Genomic DNA, 23,323 nt, shown 5'->3' with positions numbered 1-23,323 from the left:
GTCCATATGGGCGCTTCACTGCGCGCCTTGCGCGCTCTCGTCCTGCTCGCAGGCTTCTACCTGCTCGGCGTGTTCCTGCTGGCCGCCCTCGGTGGCATCGACTACGCCGTCGTCACCACGCTGCACGGCCCGATCGTGGCCAAGCTGCTCCTCGCCTCGATCGTCCTCACCGTCCCGATCGTGCGCGGCATGTTCATGCTGCGCACCCCCAAGGGCGAGCCCCTGGCCGGTGTCACCGTCGGCGAGGCGCAGGAGCCCGAGCTGTGGGCGGTCGTGCGGGACATCGCGCAGCAGGTCGGCACCCGCGCCCCCGACGAGATCGTGCTGATCGACGAGGTGAACGCGGCCGTCGCCGAGGACGCGAAGCTGCTGGGCCTGCGGCCCGGCACCCGCCGCCTCTACCTGGGCCTGCCGCTGATGACGGGCCTGGACGAGATGCAGATGCGCGCGGTGCTCGCCCACGAGATGGGTCACTACGCCAACTTCGACACCCGTCTCACGCCGCTGATCGCCCGCGGCCGGGCCCAGCTGATCCGCACCATCGGCTACTTCCACGACCGCGCCGACAAGAAGGTCGCCAAGGAGCGCGCGAAGCAGGAGCGCAAGGACGAGAAGCGGATCGCCAAGGGCAAGAAGGCCAAGGGCGTGGACACCGCGGGCGAGGGTGCGATGTACCGCGCCATGGCCAAGATCTACATCGCGTACGGCAACTTCTACATGCGCGCCACCCGCTCCACCTCCCGCCGCCAGGAGCTCGCCGCCGACCTCGCCTCGGTCCGGGTCGCGGGCCGCGACTCGGCCGCGTCCGCGCTGCGCGAGCTGAACGCCCTCGACTCGGCGCACGACTTCTACATGGGCTCGTACGCCACCCTCGGCGTCAACGCCGGCTTGCTGCCCCAGCCCGGCGAGGTCTTCGGCGGCCTGCGCCGGCTCCTGGACGCGCGCTCGGCCGACCTGGACGACCTCCGCCAGGAACTGTCGACCGAGCCCACCTCCCCCTACGACTCCCACCCGGCGCTCGCCGAGCGCGTGGCCCGTATCGAGGCCCTGCCCGACGACGGCCGCGGCGGGCAGGCCGCCCGGCCGGCCCTGGAGCTGCTGTCCGACGCCGACGCCGCGCTGGCCGCGCTGGAGCAGGTCGTCCTCACCCCGGAGGCGCTCGCGCTGAAGCGGGTCGACTGGGAGGACCTCGTCCACGCGTCCATGACCGTGTACGTCGGCCAGGGCGCGGAGGACATCCGCGAGGCCTTCGCCGCCGAGGGCGCGGGCCCCGGGCTCGACGCCGTGCTCGACGCGTTCGACGCCGACCCGGCGGTGCGTTGGCGCATCGCCGACCGGTTCCCGAAGTCCGAGGAGGCGCAGGCCGCCACCGGTCGCACGGCCCGCGAGTTCGCCCGCCCGGTCGTCCGGCGCGCCCTGAACCAGCTGGTCACCGTCGAGCTGACGGCCCGTGGCGCCGCCCGCTGGCAGCTGTCGTGGTCCGACTCGGCCTCCCTGCGCTACCCGGCGGACGGCTTCGAGGAGCGCCTGCGCGCGGCCCTGGACTCGGCCGTCGCCGATCTGCCCGACACCGAACCCCTGCGGAAGCTGGTGCTCGCCCCGTGATCGGCCTCTACATCCTGGGCGCCGTGCTGCTGTTCGGCGCGTTCAAGTTCCTGCGCGGCGTGTACTACATCCGCAAGGCGAAGCGGCTGGAGGCGGAGATCGCCGTCATCGAGGGCCGCACCGAGTCCCTGAACGCCGACACCGCGGCCGTCAAGGCCGCGCAGAAGGCCGAGAAGGCGGCGGCGGTCGTCGCGCTGGGATTCGTGGCCGAGGCCGACCTCGACACCGAGAACCCCGCTCCGGTACCGCCGGAGCGGACCGCCGTCCTGGAAGCGGTCGGCTCGGGCGACTGGCAGGCCGCGGCCGCGTACGTCGAGGCGGCCGGCAAGAACTGGCACGAGCGCATGGAGCGGGTCCGCCCGCTGGCCGAGGCGGCCGCCGAGGACGACGCGTGGCTGCTGGCCTGGCGCGCGGCCCGGCCCACGGACCCGACGGCGGCTCTGGTCGACGCCGACACCGCGATCCAGGTGGCGTGGAACGTACGCGGCTCCCAGTCGGGCAGCCGCACCACGCAGGAGCAGTTCCGGCTCTTCCGCGATCTGCTGGTCAAGGCGCAGGAGGCCGCCCACGCGGCCCAGCGCCTCGCCGACCCGGCGGACCCGACCCCGTACATCGTGGAGCAGCCGATCGGGCAGGGCCTGGGCTACTCGCACGAGCGGTACCGCGAGCTGTGGGCGCAGATCGTCGAGCGTGACCCGAAGGTGTTGTGCGCGCACGTCAGCGCCCTGCAGTACTGGTGCCGGAAGTGGCGCGGCTCGCACGAGCTGGCGCTGGCCTTCGCCCGCGAGTCGGCGGCGGTCGGGGCGCCCGGTGAGCTGTTCTCGCGGCTGCCGCTGATCGCGTACTTCGAGCAGGAGACGTACGAGGCCGACCTGGCCGCGGAGACGTTCTTCAAGGAGCCGGAGATCGTCGCCGCGGTGGACGCGGCGCTGCTGGACCTGGCGGCGGCGGGCGACGACCACCCGGGCACGGTGGGCATGCGGCACATCCTGGCGTACCTGCTGTTCTGGCAGGACCGCGACGCGGAGGCCGTCGAACAGTTCCGGTACATCGACGGGTACATCGGCGCCCTGCCGTGGTCCTACGCGGGCTCGCCGAAGAGCCGGTACCTGTACGCCCGGGACTGGGCGGTGGGCGTGACCACGCCGGGTCTCTGACCGGTGGGGCCACGGAGGGCGGGTCGGGGAATCCCGGCCCGCCCTCCGCACGTTGTCACTCCCACAAGGAGGGAATTCCATGTTCTCGTACCGCCGTACGCCCGAGCTCCCCACCCGCGAGGAGGCCCTGACGGGCCGCGCGGAGCCGCTGTTCGCCGTGCCCGACCGGCACACCGTGCTGGGCAACCCGCTGTCCGGCCCCTACCCCGCGCACCTGGAAGTCGCCGATTTCGGTCTGGGCTGTTTCTGGGGTGCGGAGCGCAAGTTCTGGCAGACCCCCGGGGTGTGGACCACGCTGGCCGGCTACCAGGGCGGCTTCACCGAGAATCCGACCTACGAGGAGGTCTGCTCGGGGCTGACCGGCCACACCGAGGTGGTCCGCGTGGTCTTCGACCCGTCCCAGGTCTCCTACGCCACGCTGCTGAAGCTGTTCTGGGAGTCCCACGACCCCACCCAGGGATTCCGCCAGGGCAACGACGTGGGCACCCAGTACCGCTCGGCGGTCTACACCCACTCCCCCGAGCAGCAGGAGACGGCGGAGGCCTCCCGCACGGCCTACCAGCAGGTCCTGGCCTCCTCGGGCTACGGCCCGATCACCACGGCGGTGCTGCCGGCGGCGGAACGCCCCTTCTGGCCCGCCGAAGCACACCACCAGCAGTACTTGGACAAGAACCCGGGCGGCTACTGCGGCATCGGCGGCACGGGAGTGTCCTGCCCGATCGGCGTGGCCAAGGCCCCCGGGGCGTGACCGACCCCGTCGTCGTACCCGTCGTCGACCCCGCGCACGAGGGGCTGACCCGCCTGTGGCGGCAGCACAGGCCTCCCGGCCCCCTGCTGCCGTACGAGCTGAAGACGGTGTACCGCGAGCGGTGGGTGCGGTTCCACAGCCTGCCGGAATCGAAGCGCCACCCGGACGACGAGGCCGAGTACGCGGTGCTCCTGGACCGGTACAACACGGTCCTGGACGAGCTCTTCGCCGGCGAGGAGGTGTATGTGGTGACCACCGGCTGGTCCGAGATCTCCGACCGCACGGACCGGCCGCCGCTGCGCCGTGCCCTCCACACGGAGGGCACGCTGTGGACCACCGCGGACGAGACCGACGACCCGGATCCGGCGTTCCACACGCGCTGGTACCACTACGCCGATCGCCGCCGGTGGCGGCGGGGCTGCATCGATCCGTTGCTGCGCGCGGCGGCCGACGACGCGCTGCCCGGCGTCTTCGTCACGGACCCCGGGCTCACCCGGTTCCACCACGCGTACGACGGAGGCGCCGACGTCGTCCTCCCCACGCGGCAGGAGCGGGACCGGATGCGCGAGCGGCACACGGAGTGGCTGTCCGCGCACCCCAAGGGGTACTGAGGCGGGCCGGGGCAGGGCGGGGCGCGGGGCGGGCGGCCCTCAGATCGTCGCCGCGTCGATCACGAAGCGGTAGCGCACGTCGCTCGCCAGCACCCGCTCGTACGCCTCGTTGATCTGCCCGGCGGCGATCAGCTCGATCTCCGAGCCCAGTCCGTGCTCGGCGCAGAAGTCCAGCATCTCCTGGGTCTCGGCGATCCCGCCGATCATCGATCCGGCGAGGGTCTTGCGGCCGCCGATGACGGAGAAGAGGTTGAGCGCGACGGGCTCCTCCGGGGCGCCGACGTTCACCAGCGCGCCGTCGACCTTCAGCAGGCCCAGGTACGCGTCCAGCCCGATCGGTGCGGAGACGGTGGAGAGGATCAGGTCGAAGCGGCCGGCCAGCTCCTCGAAGGTGGCCTCGTCCCCGGTGGCGTGGAAGTGGGAGGCACCCAGCTTCAGGCCGTCCTCACGCTTGCGCAGGGTCTGCGACAGGACGGTGACCTCGGCGCCGAGCGCGTGCGCGATCTTCACGCCGAGGTGGCCGAGGCCGCCGAGGCCGACGACCGCGACCTGCTTGCCGGGGCCCGCCTGCCAGTGCTTCAGCGGCGAGTAGAGGGTGATGCCCGCGCACAGCAGCGGGGCGGCGACGTCGAGGCCGAGGCCGTCGGGGATGCGGACGGTGTACTTCTCGTCGACGACGAGGTGGGTGGAGTAGCCGCCGTACGTGGGCTCGCCGGCACGGTCCAGGGAGTTGTAGGTGCCCGTCATGCCCTCGACGCAGAACTGCTCCTGGCCGCGCAGGCAGTACGCGCAACTGCGGCAGGAGTCGACGAAGCAGCCGACGCCCACCCGGTCCCCGACGGAGAACCGGGTGACGGCGGGGCCGACCTGGGAGACGACACCGGCGATCTCGTGGCCGGGGACCATCGGGTAGATGCCCTCGCCCCAGCCGTCACGCACCTGGTGGATGTCGGAGTGGCAGATGCCGGAGTACTTGATGTCGATGAGGACGTCGTGCTCGCCGACGGGGCGACGCGTGATGGTGGTGCGCTCCAGCGGGGCCTTGGCCGCGGGGGCGGCGTAGGCGGCGACCTGGGTGCCCTGGGTGCTCTGGGTGCCCTGGGTGCTCTGGGTGCTCTGGGTGCTCTGGGTGACGGACATGGGGGTGCTCCTCGCATCGGCGTGGGTCTGTGGTGACCCCCACGCTGCCGCCTCGCCGGGCGGACAACCATCCACCTGTCCTGCCTACGACCGGCGAACCTACGCCTGGTGGGGTCAGGCTCACGCCTGCACGGCGGCGCACCGGCCGGGGATACTTACCGGATGGACCAGCTTGATCAGCGAGCCTGCCTCGGCGAGTTCCTCCGCTCCCGCCGCGCGCGGCTGCGCCCCGAGGACGTGGGCCTGCCCGACCACGGGCGCCGCCGGCGCGTACCGGGGCTGCGCCGGGAGGAACTGGCGCAGCTGGCGGGGGTGTCGGTCGCGTACTACACGCGGCTGGAACAGCGCGACGGGCACAACGTGTCGGTGGAGGTCCTGGAGGCCCTCGCGCGGGCCCTGCGCCTCGACGGGAGCGAGCGGGCGCACCTGATGGACCTGGCGCGGCCGAAGGCGCACCGGCGCCGTCACAGCCGGCGCCCGCAGCAGGTACGTCCGGAGCTGCGCACGCTGATGGACGCGATGTGCGGGGTGCCGGCGTACCTGGTGGGGCACCGGCAGGACGTCATCGGCTGGAACCGGCTGGCGGCCGCGGTCTTCGGGGACTTCGGGGCGCTGCCGGCCGCCGAGCGGAACCTGGTGCGGCTGGTGTTCCTGGATCCGGCGACGGCGGAGCTGTACGGGGAGTGGGAGTGCCGGGCGTGTGAGGTGGTGAGCAACCTGCGGATGTACGCGGGTCAGCACCCGGACGACCCGCAGCTGTCGGCGCTGGTCGGGGAACTGTCGGTGAAGAACGAGGAGTTCCGGCGGCTGTGGGCGGCGCACACGGTGGCGGACAAGACGCACGGGGAAAAGCTGCTGCGGCACCCGATCGTGGGTGAACTGCGGCTGTCCTTCGAGACGCTGAAGCTGCCGGACGACCCGGCGCAGTCCCTGGTCACCTTCCACGCTGCCCCCGGCTCCCCGTCGGCGGACGCCCTGCGTCTGCTGGCGTCGTGGTCGGCCCCGTCGGAGGGGGCCGGGGCGCGGAACCCGGCGGCTACAGGGTGAGCTGGTAGTACGCCGCGGGCCGGTCGAGGCGGTAGCCGAGGCTCTCGTTCACCGCCCGCATCGGGGTGTTCTCGTCCGCCACCGTGGTGGCGATGCGGCGCAGGGCGGGGTACCGGTGGCGGGCCAGCTCCAGCATGTGCAGTTTGACCGCGCGGCCCAGTCCGTGGCCCCGGTGGGCGGGGGCGACCACGGTGTCGTACTGGAGGGCGCGCGGGCCGGCCGGGTCGGGCAGGACCAGTTCCGTGTACGCGGCCACCTCGCCCTGCGGGGTCACCGCGGCGGCCGTGGTGATCTCGCCGCCCCGGTCCAGGACGAGCCGGTGCGCGGCGTGCAGCCGCTGCGGGGTCCAGGCCTCGATCTTCTCGTCGATGTCCCCCATGGGCGCGTCCTCCATCGCCCCGTGGGCCGTGGCGAGCGGCGCGGCCCAGTCGTCCGGCACCAGGCCGTGCCAGGCGCGCAGTTCGTACCCGGGAGAGGCGCCGGCGGGGGTGCCCGCCGAGGGCTGCTGCCGCGTGACGTCCTGCTCGTACCAGGCCATGGGCAGGACGTTCTCGAAGCCGAGGGACTCCGCGAAGGCCTGGCCGGGGCCGCCCAGGTCCACCAGGGTCGAGACCGAGGTCCGGCCGTGGGCGAGCAACTCGTCCCGGACCCGCTCCCACAGGGCCTGGCCCAGGCCCCGGCGCCGGGCGTCCGGGCGTACGGCGAGCACGTCGAGGAAGGCGGTGTGCGCGTTGGCCTCGTCCGTGAACAGGATCAGGGCCGCCACGCCCGTCGCCTCGTCCGCGGTCCAGAGGGCGGCGCGTCCGCGCGCCGGCGTGACGCGCAGCCGTCCGGCCACCTCCGCCCGGGTGGGAGGGGGCCCCTGCGGCAGGTCGGCGGCCCGGGCGGCGGCGAGGACCGCGATCCAGTCGTCGATCTCGGTGTCGGTCGGGGGCAGCGACAGGGCGCGGATGGTCATACCGGGGACCCTAGATGATCCACTCGGGCCGCATCCCGCCGTTTTCCGGCCGAACGCCCGACGGCGGGGACCCCGTGAGGGATCCCCGCCGTCGTCGCGTGCGGTGGTTCGGGATGTCAGGCGGCCGAGCCGGCCTTCCACTCCGCCCAGGCCATGTTCCAGCCGTTGAGGCCGTTCTCGGGCTTGATGACCTTGTCCGGGGAGTTGATCACCTCGACCACGTCGCCGATGAGCGAGTTGTCGAAGAACCACGCGGCGGGCTGGTTCGGGTCGCCCGCGCCCTTGGCGTCGTTCAGGCCGACACAGCCGTGGCTGGTGTTGGCGCTGCCGAAGACCGAGTCGGCTCCCCAGTAGTTGCCGTGGATGAAGGTGCCGGACTGGGACAGCCGCATGGCGTGCGGGACGTCCTTGATGTCGTACTCGCCCTTGCCCTCACTGTCCTTGAAGCCGACGGTGGAGCCGTCCATCCGGGTCTCCTTGAACTTCTCGGAGATCACCATCTGACCGTTGTAGGTCGGGTTCTCCGGGGAGCCCGCCGAGATCGGGATGGTCTTGAGGACCGCGCCGTCCCGGGTGACCGTCATCTTCTTGCTCTTCACGTCGACCTGCGAGACCTGGCTGCGGCCGATCTTGAAGGTGACGGTCTTGTTCTGGACGCCCTGGATACCGGGAGCGCCCTGGACACCCTCCAGCGCCAGCTTCATCGTGACGGTGGAGTTCGCGTCCCAGTACTTCTCCGGACGGAAGTCCAGGCGCTGCGCGCCGAACCAGTGTCCGACGACCTCCTGGTTGCTGGTGGAGGTGACCGAGATCGCCGCCTGGACGGCCTTCTTGTCCTGGATCGGCTTGTTGAAGGTGATCGAGACCGGCATGCCCACGCCGACCGTCTGACCGTCGTCGGGGAGGAACGAGCCGATGAAGCTGTTCTCCGGGGAGACGGTGGTGAAGGAGGCGTTCTCGTGCGCCTCCTTGCCGTCGGCGTCCTTGGCGGTCGCCGCCAGGGCGTACTTCGTGGAGCGCTTCAGGGCCGCGTCGGGCTTCCAGCTCTTGCCGTCGGCGGCGATCTTGCCGGCCACGGCCGTGCCCTCGCTGGTCTTCAGCTCGACCAGGGTGAGCGTGCCGTCGGCGACCGCCACATTGGCCGCGTCGTTCAGGCCGACGTTCGTGGCGCCGTCCTTCGGCGTGATGGTTATCTTCGCCTTCGAGGCGTCCTTGGCCGCTGCCGCGTCGACGTCCGCCTGGGCCTTGCCCGACTCGCCGCCCTTGGGCTTCGCGTCGTCTCCGCCGCCGCACGCCGTGAGCATCAGTACCCCACCGAGAACGGCGGATATGGCCACCAGGGACCGCCTCCGCCGCTTACTGTCCGTCCTCACACGCCACTCCATCGTTGCCGGATACCCCGGAGGCTGGCCGTCCCCGGGGTTGGCCGGGCAGGGGGCACACCCCCTGCCTGGTCCTGACAACGCGTTAACGGCGCCGGCCGGTTCCACATTCCGTTCGGATGTGGTCCACCACACGGTCAGGCGTTGTCGGGTTCCTCGTCGAAGTCCCCATCTTCCTCGTCCAGGTCCCACTCCATCGACTCGGGGTCGTATTCGACGGGCTCGCTGCTCCAGGAGGCCTGCGCGAGCTCCACGCCGGGGATGTCCGCGACCAGGTCGGTGGGGTCGACGAGGTAGGCGAGGGCCTCCGACTCGTCCTCGCGGACGGCGGACTCGGCGTGGCCGCGCTCCTCGTCCGGCATGAACTCGTCGGCCTTGATGTGCGCGAGCGCGGCTCCGGTGAGTGCCTGGACGTCGGGCACCTCCAGCACCAAATCCACCCGAAGTCGTACGTAACGTGATGTCTCAGAAGAGTTCATACGACGGAGAGTAAGCCCGCGGAAGCCCCGACTTTCCCACGACCCGCCCCTTTCCGTAGCATCACCGCACACGGCCAATTCGCTGCTGCCACAAGGGGGATCGCACCGTGTCCGCACGCCGACCGCTGCTCACCGCTCTCGGAGCGACCACCCTCCTCGCCGCCCTGTGGTTCGTACCCTCGGCGGGTGCCACCTCGGCCGGTGTCGAGGAGTCCCGTTCCGGTGTGCCCGCGGGCGCGAACGCCGCCGGGACGGCCACCGAAGCGACCGGATCCGCCGACTCCGCCTCCGATTCCGACTCCGACGCTCCCGGGGCGGTCACCGGAACGACCTCCGGGCCGGCCTCGCGCCCGCAGTCGCTGCTCGCCGACACCGGATCCGTGGACACCACCCCCTACCTCCTGGGCGGCACCCTCTTCCTCGGTGTCGGGGCGGGCTTCGTGGCCTTCTCGATCCGCCGCTCGCACGCCCTGTAGACACGCGAAGGGCCGCCCCGGGAACGGATCCCGGGGCGGCCCTTCGGCGTACGCGGCCTGGTGTCAGGCGAGCGGACCCGTCACCGGCTCCACCGCGGCCAGCAGGCCGCCCGTACGGATGAACTCGTCGGCGGCGGCCAGGTCAGGGGCGAGGAAACGATCCGGCCCAGGACCCTGCACACCCGCCGCACGGGCGCCCGCGATGGCGGCCTGGCTGGCCGGGGCCGGGGTCAGCCCGTGGCGCAGCTCGATGGCGCGGGTGGCGGCGTAGAGCTCGATGGCGATGATCCGCGTCAGGTTGTCGACGGCGGTACGGAGCTTGCGCGCGGCCGACCAGCCCATCGAGACGTGGTCCTCCTGCATGGCGGAGGAGGGGATCGAGTCGGCCGAGGCCGGCACCGCGAGCCGCTTCATCTCGCTGACCAGGGCGGCCTGCGTGTACTGGGCGATCATCAGACCGGAGTCGACGCCGGCGTCGTCCGCGAGGAACGGCGGCAGGCCGTGCGAGCGGTTCTTGTCGAGCAGCCGGTCGGTACGGCGCTCGGCGATGGAACCGAGGTCGGCGGCCGCGATGGCGAGGAAGTCCAGCACGTAGGCGACCGGGGCCCCGTGGAAGTTGCCGTTGGACTCCACGCGCCCGTCGGGCAGCACCACCGGGTTGTCGACGGCGGCGGCCAGCTCGCGGGAGGCCACCAGGGCGGCGTGCGCCATGGTGTCGCGGCCCGCGCCGGCGACCTGAGGGGCGCAGCGCACGGAGTAGGCGTCCTGCACGCGCGGGGCGGTCTCCTCCTGGTAATGCCGGACGAGCCCGGAACCCTTCAGGACGGCGGCCATGTTCGCGGCGGAGGCACCCTGCCCCGGGTGCGGACGGATGGCGTGCAGCTCGGGCTGGAGCACCTTCTCCGTGCCGAGCAGCGCCTCCAGCGTCAGCGCGGCGGTGATGTCGGCGGAGGTGTAGAGCTTGCCGAGGTCGGCGAGGGCCATGACCAGCATGCCGAGCATGCCGTCGGTGCCGTTGAGGAGCGCGAGGCCCTCCTTCTCGCGGAGCACGACGGGCTCGATGCCGGCTTCGGCGAGCAGCTCGCCGGCGGGGCGGACGGTGCCGTCGGGACCCTCGGCGTCGCCCTCGCCCATGAGGGCGAGCGCACAGTGGGACAGCGGCGCGAGGTCGCCGGAGCAGCCCAGGGAGCCGTACTCGTGGACGACGGGGGTGATCCCGGCGTTGAGCACGTCGGCCATGGTCTGCGCGACGGAGGGGCGGACGCCGGTGTGACCGGAGGCGACGGTCTTGAGGCGGAGGAACATCAGCGCGCGGACGACCTCCCGCTCGACGCGCGGGCCCATGCCGGCGGCGTGCGAGCGGACGATGTTGCGCTGGAGCTGGGCACGCAGCTCGGGGCTGATGTGCCGGGAGGCGAGCGCACCGAACCCGGTGGACACGCCGTAGACGGGCTCGGGCTTGGCGGCGAGGGCATCGACGATCTCGCGGGCCCGGGCGAGGGCGTCCTGGGCTTCCGCGGAGAGCTCGACGCGCGCGTTGCCGCGGGCTACGGCGATGACGTCCTCGGCGGTGGTCCCGGACGTCCCCACCACGACAGTGTGCATATCCATATTCAGCACCCTACGGATTGAATCGCTTCATGTCACTAGGAGGAACTGTCACGATCGCGACGCGGCTGGACCCCTTACGGGTCGACGCCGCGGGCGACCGGTCACTGGCGGCCCCGGAACCGGCGGCGCTCCCCGGGGGCCTCCTCGGCGGCGGCGTCCGCGAGCCGGACCACCGCGGTGTCCCGGCCCGCCACGACGGGCTTCGGCGAGCGCGCCGCCTTCGCCTTGTACTGGGCTGCGTCCGCCAGCCGGAACAGCCGCCGGGAGGACTTCACCAGCCCGATCGGGTCCCCGGTGGAAGCCACCCCGCAGGCCACCCCCTCACCGAGCTCCAGCTCGGCCGCCCGGGTACACACCTCCTCGGTGACGCGCACGACCTCGTCCGCCGTCGGGCCGACCCCGACCAGGCAGAACTCGTCGCCGCCGAGGCGGGCCACCAGCGATCCGGGCAGCATCGCCCCGCACAGACTGAGGACCGATCCGAACCGTTCCAGGAGGCGGTCGCCCGTGGCGTGCCCGAGGGTGTCGTTGACCTTCTTCAGCCCGTTCAGGTCGCAGACGACGAGGCTGACCACCACACCGGTCCGCCGGTGCTCCTCCAGGGCCTCGTCGAGGCGCATGTCGACCGCCCGCCGGTTCGCGAGCCCGGTCAGCGGGTCGGTGAAGGCGAGCCGCCGGGCCTCCTCCAGCCGCTCGTTCTGCGCGAGGCCGGCCGCGACCACCGCGGCGAGCACGGTGGCGAAGTCGGCGTCGCCCTCGTCGAAGTCGGGCAGCCCCTCGTCCCGGGCGACGTACAGCTCGCCCCAGGCGCGGCCGCTCAGCACGATGGGCGCGACCACACAGGTCCCGCGGCCACGGCGGCGCAGGGCGTCCCCGCGGCGTCCCGGCCGGTCACCGACGGCGCTCTCCACCCAGGCGTGCGGGCCGCCGCCGCCCACCCAGAGCTCGTGCAGGAACTCGGTGATCTCGGGGAAGTCGTGCACCGGGTAGGACTCGTCCTCGGGGAACTCCTCCTCGCCCGCCCGCCGCTCTCCCTCGTTCACGAGGACCCGCAGACGCCCCCGCTCCCGCTCCCACGCGGAGATCGCGGCGAACGAGCCGTCCAGCGCCACGCGCGCGCCCCGCGCGGCCGCCCGCACGCTGTCCCGGGGCGCGCACGCCGCGGCCATCGCCTGGGCGAGTTCCACCACGGCCCGTAGCCGCCCGTCAACTCCCATCACCCCAGGTTAGGGACTTTTGTCCGATTTGGGGACAATGAGCGCGACATTCGGTACCACCAAGATCACCAAGAGCGATCGACGCTAGGGGGTGGGTGGCCCGCGGAAGCGCCCGTCCGGCTACTCCCCCGGCCAGTTCGGCTTGCGCTTCTCGTTGAACGCCGCGACGCCCTCCACCCGGTCACCGGAGAAGGCCACCGTCCGCCAGGCCGCGTCCTCGATCTCCAGACCGGCCTCCAGGTCCATCCCGTGGCCCAGCCGCAGCGCCCGCTTGGCCGCCCGCAGACCCACCGGGGAGTTCGCCGCCATCCGGGACGCCAGCGCCAGCGCCTCCGCCGTGTCCTGACCGGCCGGGACCACCGAGTCCACCAGCCCCAGGGACAGCGCCTCGGCCGCCTCCACCCGGCGCGCCGTGAAGATCAGCTCCGCGGCCCGCGCCGCACCCACCCGGCGCGGCAGCAGCTGCGTACCGCCACCGCCGGGGATGACACCCACCGACACCTCGGGCAGGCCGACCACCGAGGTCTCATCGGCGACGATCACGTCACAGGCCAGGGCCAGCTCGAAGCCGCCGCCCAGCGCGAACCCGTGCACCGCCGCGATCGTGGGCATCGGCAGTGCCAGCACGCCCCCGTACGCGCCCCGCGTGGTCGGCCGCTGCCGGACCAGCTCGACGTCCGAGAAGGAGTTCCGCTCCTTGAGGTCCGCCCCGACGCAGAAGGCCCGCTCCGACGTCGAGGAGAGCACGACCACGCGTACGGACCGGTCGGCGGACAGCTCGGCACAGGCCGCGCCGAGGGCCCGGGCCATCGCGGTCGACACCGCGTTCATCGCCTTGGGGCGGTCCAGGACCAACTCGGCGACCCCGCCCTCGTGGCGGCGTACCGCCACGAACTCCGACTCGGACACGGCCTCGGACGCCATAGGAACCCTCCCGGTTAACGAACGTTACCCGGGATCCTAGGGGGTGTCGGCCGCCGGCGGCAGGCCCGCCAGCAGCGACGGTCGGCCCGCCGGTGTCGACGGGCGGGCCCGGCGGTGTCCGGTACCGCGTCCGGCCCGGCTAGCCGGTACCCGCTCGCTTGCGCCGCGTCAGCGACCAGGGCTCCACGACCCCGAGTCCACGCACGGGCCGCTGCCACATCGGCTGCAGCGCGAAGCGGTAGGACGCGCCCTCGTCGGGGGCCGTCTCGGCCTCCTTCTCCGACACCGGGGCGGCCCCGGTCCGGGAGAGTTCCTCGGCCATCGCCCCGTCCACCAGGACCGCGTCCTTGGGGGCTATGGAGGTCAGCCGGCTGGCCAGGTTCACCGTGGTCCCGAAGACATCGCCCATGCGGGTGGTCACCGTGCCGAAGGCGATCCCGACCCGCAGCTCGGGCATCTGCGCGTCGAGCTCCATCGTCTCGATCAGCCGCAGCGCGATCTCCGCCGCCGTCCCCGCGTCGTCGGCGCAGTACAGCACCTCGTCACCGAGGGTCTTGATCAGCCGGCCGCCGTGCGCCGCCACCAGGTCCGCCGCCGTCGTCTCGAAGGACTCGACCAGCTCGCCGAGCTCCTCCTCCTCCAGCCGCCGCGTCAGACGGGTGAAGCCCACCAGGTCGGCGAAGCCCACCGCTAGCCGCCGGTCGACCATCTCGTCGTCGTCGGCCACCTGCACCACGCGCCCGGTCGCGGCCGCCAGCTGGCGCCGCCACACGTAGACGAGGAACTCCTCCAGCTCGGGCAGCAGCAGCTCCACCAGCGGGTACGTGACCTCCGTACGGGTCATGCCCGGCTCCGGCGGCTCCGTCAGCCCCTCCAGGAACGAGTCGATCTGCCACTCCGCCAGCCGGGCGGTGGTCTGCCCGGTGGACCGCGCGACCTGCACGGCCATCGGCTCGGACAGCAGCCCGGCCTCCACCAGACCGGCCAGCCGGCGCAGGGCCAGCACGTCGGCCTCGGTCAGCGCCCGGGCCTGCCCGATGTCGGCGAAGCCCATGGCCCGCCAGAAGCGCGAGGCCAGCTCCATGGACACGCCCGCGCTCCGGGCGGCCTGGAACGGCGTGTACCGCCGCTCGGCACCGAGGATCAGCTGCTCCAGCCGGATGGCGAGGGGATCCGCCGTCGGCTGGGCCGTGTGATCGACCTCGTGGTGCGGGGTGTGCTGGTCACGGCCGATCGGGGTGCCCGGGCCGGACGCGGAGCCGCCACCGGCGGACGCGCCGGACGTAGGGTCGTCGACGGTCAAGGGCCGCCTCCTGTCCATTCCGTGCGCACTGCCCTGCGAACCGGTTGATCACCACGAGCACCGGGATCGCCTAAACCATACGGCAGGTGTGCCGTAGCTCACTCCCCCTCCCCACTTCCCGCCGGCCCGCGACCTGGGTGCGGGGTCCGGGGCCGCGACCCCGGTGCGGCGCCGCACCCGGCGGCCCCGGCCCGTGTCAGTGCACGGAACGCAGGTGGATGACGTCGCCCGCGCCCACCGTCTCGTGCCTGCCCTCGGCCGTACGGATCACCAGGCGACCATCGGTGTCCACCGCTTCGGCCGTTCCGGTGAGGGTGCGCCCGCCGGGCAGCTCCGCGCGGACGTGCCGGCCCAGGGTCGCGCAGCCCGCCGCGTAGGTCTCCTGGAGGCCGCTGGCCGCGGGGTCGCCCGCCGCCTCGCGCCAGCGCCCGTACCACTCCTCCAGGGACCGCAGGACGGTCCGCAGCAGCGGGTCCCGGTCGGTCACGGAGGCCTTGGCCAGCGCCAGCGACCCCGCGGCCGGTACCGGCAGCTCGTCCTCGGTCAGGGTGACGTTGAGCCCGATCCCCAGGACCACGCCGTCCTCGACCCGCTCGGCGAGGATCCCGCCGGTCTTGCGCTCCTCGCCGTCCACGCTGACCAGCAGGTCGTTGGGCCACTTGAGGGCGGTGTCCACGCCCGCCGCCCGGGACAGGCCGGTCGCGGTGGCCACCCCCGCCAGCAGGGTCAGCCAGCCCCACCGCTCCTGCGGTACCGCGTCGCCCGGCTTGAGCAGGACGGAGAAGAACAGCCCCGACCGGGCGGGCGCCACCCAGTTCCGGTCCAGCCGCCCGCGTCCGGCGCTCTGCTCCTCGGCGACGAGTACGGCCCCCTCGGGCAACCGCGCCGCCCGCGTGGCAAGGTCGGTATTGGTGGACCCGGTGGTGGGAACGACCTCCACGGAGGTCCACAGCGCGCCCTCGGTGACGAGGGCCCTCTGAAGGGCGGCGGCGTTGAGCGGCGGCCGGTCCAGGCTCGACCAGCGACCGGCGGAAGCTCCTGCTGAGGCATCTGATGGCGTCATGCAACCCAATGTAGGTGTGTCAAACGCCGCACTGCCGAGCGCCATGCCCGCCGATACGCTACGCACCAGTAGCCAGCAGTAGTCAATCAATTGACCAGGCAGTTGACACCACGCAGGGAGCCGCGACCCCGATGTCACATCCGTCAGAGCCGATCGACATGCACACCACCGCGGGCAAGATCGCGGATCTGCAGCGCCGCATCGACGAAGCCACCCACGCCGGCTCCGCCCGCGCCGTGGAGAAGCAGCACGCCAAGGGCAAGCTGACGGCGCGTGAGCGGGTTGCCCTCCTGCTGGACGAGGGATCCTTCGTCGAGCTCGACGAGTTCGCCCGGCACCGGTCCACCAACTTCGGGCTGGAGAAGACCCGCCCCTACGGCGACGGCGTCGTCACCGGCTACGGCACGGTGGACGGCCGCCCGGTCGCCGTGTTCTCGCAGGACTTCACCGTCTTCGGCGGAGCCCTCGGCGAGACCTACGGCCAGAAGATCATGAAGGTCATGGACTTCGCGCTGAAGACCGGATGCCCCCTCGTCGGCATCAACGACTCCGGCGGCGCCCGGATCCAGGAGGGCGTCAGCGCCCTCGGCATGTACGGCGAGATCTTCCGCCGCAACGTCCACGCGTCCGGCGTGATCCCGCAGATCAGCCTCGTCGTCGGGCCCTGCGCGGGCGGCGCCGTGTACTCCCCGGCCATCACCGACTTCACGGTCATGGTCGACCAGACCTCGCACATGTTCATCACCGGCCCGGACGTCATCAAGACGGTCACCGGCGAGGACGTCGGCTTCGAGGAGCTGGGCGGGGCGCGCACGCACAACAGCACGTCCGGCGTCGCCCACCACATGGCGGGTGACGAGAAGGACGCCATCGAGTACGTGAAGTCACTGCTCGCGTACCTGCCGTCGAACAACCTCTCCGAGCCGCCCTCCTTCCCGGAGGAGTCGGACACCGAGGTCTCCGACGCCGACCGGGAGCTCGACGTACTGATCCCGGACAGCGCCAACCAGCCGTACGACATGCACACCGTGATCGAGCACGTGCTCGACGACGCGGAGTTCCTGGAGACCCAGTCGCTCTTCGCGCCGAACATCCTGACCGGCTTCGGCCGGGTCGAGGGCCACCCGGTGGGCGTCGTCGCCAACCAGCCGATGCAGTTCGCCGGCTGCCTGGACATCGACGCCTCCGAGAAGGCGGCGCGGTTCGTGCGGACCTGCGACGCCTTCAACATCCCGGTGCTGACCTTCGTGGACGTCCCGGGCTTCCTTCCGGGCACCGACCAGGAGTACAACGGAATCATCCGACGCGGCGCGAAGCTGATCTACGCGTACGCCGAGGCCACCGTTCCGCTGATCACCGTCATCACCCGCAAGGCCTTCGGCGGCGCGTACGACGTCATGGGCTCCAAGCACCTCGGCGCCGACCTGAACCTGGCCTGGCCGACCGCGCAGATCGCCGTCATGGGTGCGCAGGGCGCCGTGAACATCCTGCACCGCCGCACCATCGCGGAGGCCGCTCCCGAGGAGGTGGAGGAGACCCGGGCCCGGCTCATCGCCGAGTACGAGGACGCGCTGCTCAACCCGTACACGGCGGCCGAGCGCGGCTACATCGACGCGGTGACCATGCCGTCCGAGACCCGGGCGCACGTGGTGAAGGGGCTGCGGCAGCTGCGTACCAAGCGGGAGTCCCTGCCGCCGAAGAAGCACGGCAACATTCCGCTCTAGCCCCTCCAGGAGGACTCTGTGGTGATCAAGGTCGTCAAGGGCAATCCGACCCCGGAGGAGCTGGCCGCCGCGTTGGCGGTGGTCCAGGCGCGGGCGGCGATGCTGGCCATGGCACCGTCGCTCGCCCCCACGGTCGCGGACGAGTGGTCGGCGCCGGCCAGGGTGGCCCGGCGGCGGGTTCCGCATCCGGGGCCGCGGGCGTGGGGCCGTACGTACTGGCCCGCGTAGCCGAACCGGGGTGAACGGACGGTGGCGCCTGAGTACCCGTACTCAGGCGCCACACCCCTTTTCCGGGCCAGGATCAGGGCATGCTCTGGTCCGACCCGAAGAACGAGCCGCCCAAGGACATGCGCGACGCGCAGGCGATGATCCGGCGGCTGACCGTGGTGCTCGCCCTCGCCATGCTCGTGGTGGTGTACGTCCTGGGTGTGGGCCACTTCTAGGCCCGGTGACGGGGGTGCGGGCCGCGCCTACGATGGCCCCCATGACTGCGACACCTGAGCCCTCGACGACCGGGCGCAAGCTCGTCCTCGCCTCCGCCTCCCCCGCCCGGCTGAACCTGCTGCGGCAGGCCGGGCTCGCCCCGCACGTGATCGTCAGCGGTTTCGACGAGGACACCCTGAACCACGACGAGCCGGCCGCCCTGGCGCTGGCGCTGGCCGAGGCGAAGGCCGCCGTCGTGGCGGGGCTGGACGAGGCCGCGGGCGCCCTGGTGATCGGCTGCGACTCGGTGCTGGAGCTGGACGGCGAGGCGCTGGGCAAGCCGGCGGACGCCGAGGAGGCCACCGCGCGCTGGAAGTCGATGCGCGGGCGGTCGGGCGTGCTGCGCACCGGGCACTGTGTGATCGACACGGCGGACGGCCGTCAGGTCTCGGCCACGGCCTCGACGACGGTCCGGTTCGGCGAGCCCACGGACGCGGAGGTGGCCGCGTACGTGGCGAGCGGGGAGCCCCTGCACGTGGCTGGGGCGTTCACCCTGGACGGGCTGTCGGCGCCGTTCGTCGACGGCATCGACGGGGACCACAGCAACGTCATCGGCCTGTCGCTGCCGCTGCTGCGTTCCCTGCTGGGCGAACTGGACGTGTCCATCACGGACTTGTGGGCTTGAGCTCCCCGTACGGCGGCGTGGGCGGCAGCGGCGGGCCGTCCTCGCCCGCGTCGCCCTCGGCGCCGGCACCGCCGCCGGGCCGGGCGGCGTAGGACATCAGGGTCAGCACGAGCAGGCACAGGATCAGCATCAGCGTCGCGAAGGCGGCCCAGCCGACCAGCGCGACGGAGAGCATGCCGAGCACCCCGTGGGTGACGGCGCCGCTGATGAGCACGACGCGGCCGAAGCGGCCCGGCGCGCGGTCGCGGATCGCGGTGACGGCGGCGATCACGGCGCACAGGACGAGGAAGGCGCCCATGGCCGCCCCCATGCCGTAGGTCGCCTTGGACATGACGTCAGGGTCGCTGCCCGCTATCGACATCGACTGGTTCGCCGTGGTCCGGCCCAGCACGATGTGGACGAGCACGAGCAGCGCCGCTTCCGCGACGAGCACGATCGCGGCCAGTCCGGCCACGAGTCTTCGCAGCACGATGCCGCCACCCCCCACGTGTCACAAGCCCGTTCGACGCCTGGAGGCTACTAACGGGTAGCTCGGCGGGCAAGACATGCGCACACCCGGGTTGCGGACGCCTCGCGGCCCACGGACCGCCGTACGGCGCCGCTACGAAGACGACTTGGGCTTCTTCTCCCGCGGCCAGAGGGTGTACGACCAGGACCAGATGGTGTCGATCACCCAGACGGTCAGCCAGATCCGGCCGAACCAGACCAGCGGTCCGCGCTGCTCGTCGGGCACGGCGCCGTCCGTGATCTGCCAGACGAGCCAGCTGGAGTCCAGGGCCCACAGGACCAGTTGCCCCAGCGCGAACGCCGCCGTGTGGATGTACCAGTCCCGCCGCTCCTTGCGGGCGTGGGCCTTCGGCCCGGGAACGGTCCCCGCCGACGGCTGCCCCGCCGTCTCCCGCTCACTCATGTCGGTGCTCCTCCCCCTGTCGATGTCGCTGTCGATGGCGCTGTCGGTCTTGATGTCGGTCTCGTCGTCGGTCCGGCCCGACGGGTGCCCGCGCTCCGGCGGCAGGCCCAGGGTGCGGATCGCGTACGGCGCCACGAGCGCCCCCAGGGCCGAGGTGGCCGCGGCCGCCACGCAGGCGGCGACCCAGCCGGCCCCCTCGTAGAGCACACCCATCACCAGCGGGCCGACCACCACACCGGCCAGCCGGGCGCTCTCGTACAGACCCATGGCCCGACCGATCCGCCCTCCGGAGGCGGCGGCCACGGTCGCCTGCTCCACCGGGATCTGCGCGGCGAAGCAGGCGGCGGCCACGGTCCAGAGGACGGCGACGGCGGGCGGCGTGGAGACCACCGCGAGCCCCGCTGCGAACAGCGCGCTCGCCGCGAACGAGGCGACCACGGTCGGCGTACGGCCCAGCCGGCCGGTGAGGTGGTGCGCGTGCGCCGGGAGCAGGACGAACACCACGAAGCCGGGGGTGAAGACCAGCGCGATCTCGTTCGGGGACAGCTCCAGATCCGCCTGGAGCCGGAGCAACAGGAGCATCCACAGCCCCGCCTCGGCCGCGGCCGTCACCGCCGACACGACCATCAGCGGCAGCAGCCGGCGCTCCGCGGCGCCCCACCGCTCCCGGCGCCCGGTCACCGCCCCGGCCCGCTCCTGGCGGGGCCCGCGCAGCAGCGAGGCCATGGCCACCAGGCAGGCAGCGGCGCCCAGCCAGAACAGCAGCGGATAGCCACCCCGTTCCAGCAGGGAGAACGCCACCAGGTAGCCGACGAAGGCGCCCTGACCCTCCGCGGACAGCAATCTGCCGTAGGCGGAGGTGCCGTCGCCCTCCCGCGACCGCTGCCCGGTCCAGGCCCGCAGCGCGACCCAGAACAGGGCCCCGCCGGCGCCGCCCAGGCCCGCCGCGACGAAGGCCGGCGCCAGTGAGTCGGCGAGCGCGAAGCCCGCGAACGAGAGGGCGTACAGACCCGCGCCGGCCGCGGCCACCCGGCGTTGGTCGAAGCGGTCGGCCAGCTCCCCGGCGAGCGGGCGCACGACCAGCGAGACCACCGCCTCGAAGGCGATCAGCGCGCCGACCACGGAGGCCCCGGCGCGCAGCGTCGACCCCGCCCACAGCGGCAGCAGGAAATCGAGCACCTCCGCCGGGGCGCTCGCGCACAGCGCCGCCGACAGGACGCGGCGCCCGGCCGGATCCGCGGGCGACTTCGTCCCGGCGCTCACGCCGCGACGGCCGGTGGGCGCCGCCCGACCCCGGCCGCGTCGGATCGGCCGGGAAGGAGCCCCGGTAAGTAGCCTGCCAAGGCCATCTCCTCGTCCTCGTCTCGCTGGTCGTCCCTTTTCCACGCCGTGTGGAGGACGCCGTTCGGACCGCCCGGGTTGCCAACTCGCCGGTGTCCCCGGCGTCGGCCGATCGCGGGCCCGCTGTCGTCCATCCGTAGGACACGCCCGGCGCGCTGCCGCCCGCCCGGGCCCGTCCGCGCCACCTCGCTGTGGGTACGGTGTTGTCCCTGTTCGCCCTGCGGGACGACCGGGCTACCAATCAGTAAACAAGGGGACAACTCCTCTCACGACCGCAAAGAAACTCTGGGCCGTTCGTAGGGACTCGACAAAGAATCACCCGGGGCCGCTGACCGGGGGGACAGAGACCTTGGATACATGACGGGGTTACTGTGCAGTCGGGGATCCCCCTGACCTGGGGCGCCACAAGGGTTCTCCGCCGGTTCGACCCTCGCATCACACTCTGTGTGGGCAAGGTCACCACCGGGGAAGGGTCGAAAGGCCGTGTGGGCTGTCCCTAAACTCAGCTTGTTTCAAGGAGGGAGCCATCGTGCGCAAGGTGCTCATCGCCAACCGTGGCGAAATCGCTGTCCGCGTTGCTCGGGCCTGCCGGGACGCCGGGATCGGGAGCGTAGCCGTCTACGCCGATCCGGACCGGGACGCTCTGCACGTCCGCGCGGCCGACGAAGCTTTCGCGTTGGGCGGTGACACCCCGGCCGCCAGCTACCTGGACATCTCCAAGGTCCTCCAGGCCGCCGCCGACTCCGGTGCGGACGCCATCCATCCCGGATACGGCTTCCTGTCCGAGAACGCCGACTTCGCCCAGGCCGTGATCGACGCCGGCCTGACCTGGATCGGTCCGCCGCCGCAGGCCATCCGTGACCTCGGCGACAAGGTGGCCGCCCGTCACATCGCCCAGCGCGCCGGGGCGCCGCTGGTCGCCGGCACGCCGGACCCGGTCTCCGGGGCCGAGGAGGTCGTCGCCTTCGCCAAGGAGCACGGCCTGCCGATCGCCATCAAGGCCGCCTTCGGTGGTGGCGGTCGCGGTCTGAAGGTCGCCCGCACCCTCGAAGAGGTGCCGGAGCTCTACGAATCGGCCGTCCGTGAGGCCGTCGCCGCCTTCGGGCGCGGCGAGTGCTTCGTCGAGCGCTACCTCGACAAGCCCCGCCACGTCGAGACCCAGTGCCTGGCCGACTCGCACGGCAACGTCGTCGTCGTCTCGACCCGTGACTGCTCGCTCCAGCGCCGCCACCAGAAGCTCGTGGAGGAGGCCCCGGCCCCGTTCCTGAGCGACGCTCAGAACGCGGAGCTGTACGCCGCGTCCAAGGCGATCCTGAAGGAGGCCGGCTACGTCGGCGCCGGCACCGTCGAGTTCCTGGTCTCCGCCGACGGCCTGATCTCCTTCCTCGAGGTCAACACCCGCCTCCAGGTCGAGCACCCGGTCACCGAAGAGGTCTCCGGCATCGACCTGGTCCGCGAGATGTTCCGCATCGCCGACGGCGAGGAGCTCGGCTACGGCGACCCGGTCCTGCGCGGTCACTCCATCGAGTTCCGCATCAACGGCGAGGACCCGGGTCGCGGCTTCCTCCCGGCGCCCGGCACGGTGACGAAGTTCGCCGCGCCCTCGGGCCCGGGCGTCCGCCTCGACGCGGGCGTCGAGTCCGGCTCCGTGATCGGCCCGGCCTGGGACTCGCTCCTGGCCAAGCTGATCGTCACCGGCGCCACCCGCGAGCAGGCCCTGCAGCGTGCCGCCCGCGCGCTCGCCGAGTTCGAGGTCGAGGGCATGGCCACGGCCATCCCCTTCCACCGTGCGGTCGTCGCCGACCCGGCGTTCGCCCCCACCGACGGCACCCCGTTCACCGTCTTCACCCGGTGGATCGAGACCGAGTTCGTCAACGAGATCCCTGCGTTCTCGGCCCCGGCGGCGGACGACACCGAGGACGAGCCGGGCCGTGAGACGGTCGTCGTCGAGGTCGGCGGCAAGCGCCTCGAGGTCTCGCTCCCCTCGTCGCTGGGCATGACCCTGGCCCGCACCGCCGCCGCCGGCGGCGCGAAGCCGAAGCGCCGCGCGGCCAAGAAGTCCGGGCCCGCCGCCTCCGGCGACACCCTCGCCTCCCCGATGCAGGGCACGATCGTCAAGGTCGCGGTCGAGGAGGGCCAGCAGGTCAACGAGGGCGACCTGGTCGTCGTACTCGAGGCCATGAAGATGGAGCAGCCGCTGAACGCGCACCGCTCCGGCACCGTCGTCGGCCTCACCGCCGAGGTCGGCGCGTCGGTCACCTCGGGCGCGACGATCTGCGAGATCAAGGACTGACGTCCCGCAGCACCTTGAACGCCGGCGGGGCTGGAGAGATCCAGCCCCGCCGGCGTTCCTCGTTTTCAGGTCCGCGATGCGGACCCCGCCCGGTTACGCGAACGTGTCCGGGTAGCCGAGGTCGTAGTGCGGCGACATCGACGAGGTCCACGCCGTTCCGTCGAACCGATCGCACAACACCTGATCACCCGCACCCACCCGACGGCAGTACGACACCGAACCGTCC

General features: G+C 72.4%; 22 protein-coding genes. 11 read left to right on the top strand and 11 right to left on the bottom strand.

Annotation, left to right across the window (positions count from 1 at the left end):
• Positions 1-6 precede the first annotated feature (6 nt).
• The 4 genes from ACGFYY_RS10705 (at position 7) to ACGFYY_RS10690 (ending at position 4,121) form a co-directional block, all read left to right on the top strand.
• Entirely contained in the window at positions 7-1,605 is a 1,599-nt protein-coding gene (locus ACGFYY_RS10705) for a M48 family metallopeptidase (protein ID WP_393708215.1), read from the top strand.
• Complete coding sequence (locus tag ACGFYY_RS10700) at positions 1,602-2,762, top strand: hypothetical protein (protein WP_393708213.1); 1,161 nt, start codon at positions 1,602-1,604, stop codon at positions 2,760-2,762. The genes ACGFYY_RS10705 and ACGFYY_RS10700 overlap by 4 nt, the downstream gene beginning before the upstream one ends.
• Positions 2,763-2,841: 79 nt before the next feature.
• Positions 2,842-3,510 carry a peptide-methionine (S)-S-oxide reductase MsrA gene (gene msrA, locus ACGFYY_RS10695; protein ID WP_393708211.1) on the top strand — a complete coding sequence of 223 codons (669 nt, stop codon included), beginning with the start codon at positions 2,842-2,844 and terminating at the stop codon, positions 3,508-3,510.
• Positions 3,507-4,121, top strand: coding sequence for a hypothetical protein (locus ACGFYY_RS10690; protein ID WP_393708209.1), 615 nt, complete (start codon positions 3,507-3,509; stop codon positions 4,119-4,121). The genes msrA and ACGFYY_RS10690 overlap by 4 nt, the downstream gene beginning before the upstream one ends.
• Positions 4,122-4,160: 39 nt before the next feature.
• On the opposite strand, the gene ACGFYY_RS10685 is transcribed toward ACGFYY_RS10690, so the two are convergent.
• Positions 4,161-5,261 carry an NAD(P)-dependent alcohol dehydrogenase gene (locus ACGFYY_RS10685; protein ID WP_393708207.1) on the bottom strand — a complete coding sequence of 367 codons (1,101 nt, stop codon included), beginning with the start codon at positions 5,259-5,261 and terminating at the stop codon, positions 4,161-4,163.
• A 162-nt stretch (positions 5,262-5,423) separates the two neighbouring features.
• On the opposite strand from ACGFYY_RS10685, the gene ACGFYY_RS10680 reads away from it, so the two are divergent.
• Positions 5,424-6,308 (top strand): helix-turn-helix transcriptional regulator, encoded by an 885-nt coding sequence (locus tag ACGFYY_RS10680; protein ID WP_365267435.1) that lies wholly within the window; start codon positions 5,424-5,426, stop codon positions 6,306-6,308.
• Here the strand turns inward: ACGFYY_RS10680 and ACGFYY_RS10675 are convergent.
• From ACGFYY_RS10675 to ACGFYY_RS10665, 3 genes are all read right to left on the bottom strand, one after another.
• The gene (locus ACGFYY_RS10675) at positions 6,298-7,266 is read right to left on the bottom strand and encodes a GNAT family N-acetyltransferase (protein ID WP_393708204.1); all 969 of its coding nucleotides are present in this window, start codon (positions 7,264-7,266) and stop codon (positions 6,298-6,300) included. The two genes, ACGFYY_RS10680 and ACGFYY_RS10675, sit on opposite strands and share 11 nt — an antisense overlap.
• 116 nt (positions 7,267-7,382) lie before the next feature.
• Positions 7,383-8,651 carry an Ig-like domain-containing protein gene (locus ACGFYY_RS10670; RefSeq protein WP_393708202.1) on the bottom strand — a complete coding sequence of 423 codons (1,269 nt, stop codon included), beginning with the start codon at positions 8,649-8,651 and terminating at the stop codon, positions 7,383-7,385.
• Between the two features lie 134 nt (positions 8,652-8,785).
• Positions 8,786-9,127, bottom strand: coding sequence for a hypothetical protein (locus ACGFYY_RS10665; RefSeq protein WP_052873263.1), 342 nt, complete (start codon positions 9,125-9,127; stop codon positions 8,786-8,788).
• 107 nt (positions 9,128-9,234) lie between these two features.
• Here ACGFYY_RS10665 and ACGFYY_RS10660 point away from each other — a divergent pair, with 107 nt between their 5' ends.
• The gene (locus tag ACGFYY_RS10660) at positions 9,235-9,603 is read left to right on the top strand and encodes a hypothetical protein (RefSeq protein ID WP_393708199.1); all 369 of its coding nucleotides are present in this window, start codon (positions 9,235-9,237) and stop codon (positions 9,601-9,603) included.
• Between the two features lie 63 nt (positions 9,604-9,666).
• Here the strand turns inward: ACGFYY_RS10660 and hutH are convergent, their stop codons facing one another.
• From hutH to ACGFYY_RS10635, 5 genes are all read right to left on the bottom strand, one after another.
• Positions 9,667-11,208 carry a histidine ammonia-lyase gene (gene hutH, locus ACGFYY_RS10655; RefSeq protein ID WP_393708539.1) on the bottom strand — a complete coding sequence of 514 codons (1,542 nt, stop codon included), beginning with the start codon at positions 11,206-11,208 and terminating at the stop codon, positions 9,667-9,669.
• A 107-nt stretch (positions 11,209-11,315) separates the two neighbouring features.
• Complete coding sequence (locus ACGFYY_RS10650) at positions 11,316-12,431, bottom strand: GGDEF domain-containing protein (protein WP_365267443.1); 1,116 nt, start codon at positions 12,429-12,431, stop codon at positions 11,316-11,318.
• 120 nt (positions 12,432-12,551) lie between these two features.
• Positions 12,552-13,355, bottom strand: a complete 804-nt coding sequence (locus tag ACGFYY_RS10645) for an enoyl-CoA hydratase/isomerase family protein (protein WP_393708196.1) — start codon at positions 13,353-13,355, stop codon at positions 12,552-12,554.
• Between the two features lie 139 nt (positions 13,356-13,494).
• Positions 13,495-14,658, bottom strand: a complete 1,164-nt coding sequence (locus ACGFYY_RS10640) for an adenylate/guanylate cyclase domain-containing protein (RefSeq protein WP_365267447.1) — start codon at positions 14,656-14,658, stop codon at positions 13,495-13,497.
• Positions 14,659-14,854: 196 nt separating this feature from the next.
• Complete coding sequence (locus tag ACGFYY_RS10635; protein ID WP_365267449.1) at positions 14,855-15,721, bottom strand: biotin--[acetyl-CoA-carboxylase] ligase; 867 nt, start codon at positions 15,719-15,721, stop codon at positions 14,855-14,857.
• Positions 15,722-15,852: 131 nt separating this feature from the next.
• Here ACGFYY_RS10635 and ACGFYY_RS10630 point away from each other — a divergent pair, with 131 nt between their 5' ends.
• From ACGFYY_RS10630 to ACGFYY_RS10615, 4 genes are all read left to right on the top strand, one after another.
• Positions 15,853-17,445 (top strand): acyl-CoA carboxylase subunit beta, encoded by a 1,593-nt coding sequence (locus ACGFYY_RS10630; protein ID WP_365267450.1) that lies wholly within the window; start codon positions 15,853-15,855, stop codon positions 17,443-17,445.
• Between the two features lie 21 nt (positions 17,446-17,466).
• The gene (locus ACGFYY_RS10625; RefSeq protein ID WP_393708537.1) at positions 17,467-17,673 is read left to right on the top strand and encodes an acyl-CoA carboxylase epsilon subunit; all 207 of its coding nucleotides are present in this window, start codon (positions 17,467-17,469) and stop codon (positions 17,671-17,673) included.
• Between the two features lie 80 nt (positions 17,674-17,753).
• Entirely contained in the window at positions 17,754-17,888 is a 135-nt protein-coding gene (mmpB, locus tag ACGFYY_RS10620; RefSeq protein ID WP_266353118.1) for a morphogenic membrane protein MmpB, read from the top strand.
• Positions 17,889-17,929: 41 nt separating this feature from the next.
• Positions 17,930-18,553, top strand: a complete 624-nt coding sequence (locus ACGFYY_RS10615; RefSeq protein ID WP_365267452.1) for a nucleoside triphosphate pyrophosphatase — start codon at positions 17,930-17,932, stop codon at positions 18,551-18,553.
• Here the strand turns inward: ACGFYY_RS10615 and ACGFYY_RS10610 are convergent.
• Positions 18,534-19,022, bottom strand: a complete 489-nt coding sequence (locus tag ACGFYY_RS10610; protein ID WP_365267454.1) for a hypothetical protein — start codon at positions 19,020-19,022, stop codon at positions 18,534-18,536. The two genes, ACGFYY_RS10615 and ACGFYY_RS10610, sit on opposite strands and share 20 nt — an antisense overlap.
• A 132-nt stretch (positions 19,023-19,154) precedes the next feature.
• Entirely contained in the window at positions 19,155-20,726 is a 1,572-nt protein-coding gene (locus ACGFYY_RS10605; protein WP_393708191.1) for an MFS transporter, read from the bottom strand.
• A 607-nt stretch (positions 20,727-21,333) separates the two neighbouring features.
• Here ACGFYY_RS10605 and ACGFYY_RS10600 point away from each other — a divergent pair.
• A complete protein-coding gene (locus tag ACGFYY_RS10600; RefSeq protein ID WP_365267458.1) occupies positions 21,334-23,097 on the top strand; it encodes a biotin carboxylase N-terminal domain-containing protein in 1,764 nt (587 codons plus the stop codon).
• Positions 23,098-23,323: the final 226 nt, after the last annotated feature.

This window comes from Streptomyces sp. NPDC048331 (genome assembly GCF_043201215.1).
Lineage (GTDB): Bacteria > Actinomycetota > Actinomycetes > Streptomycetales > Streptomycetaceae > Streptomyces.
The sequence above is the reverse complement of the archived record's forward strand: the minus strand, read 5'-3'. Positions and strand labels throughout refer to the sequence as shown.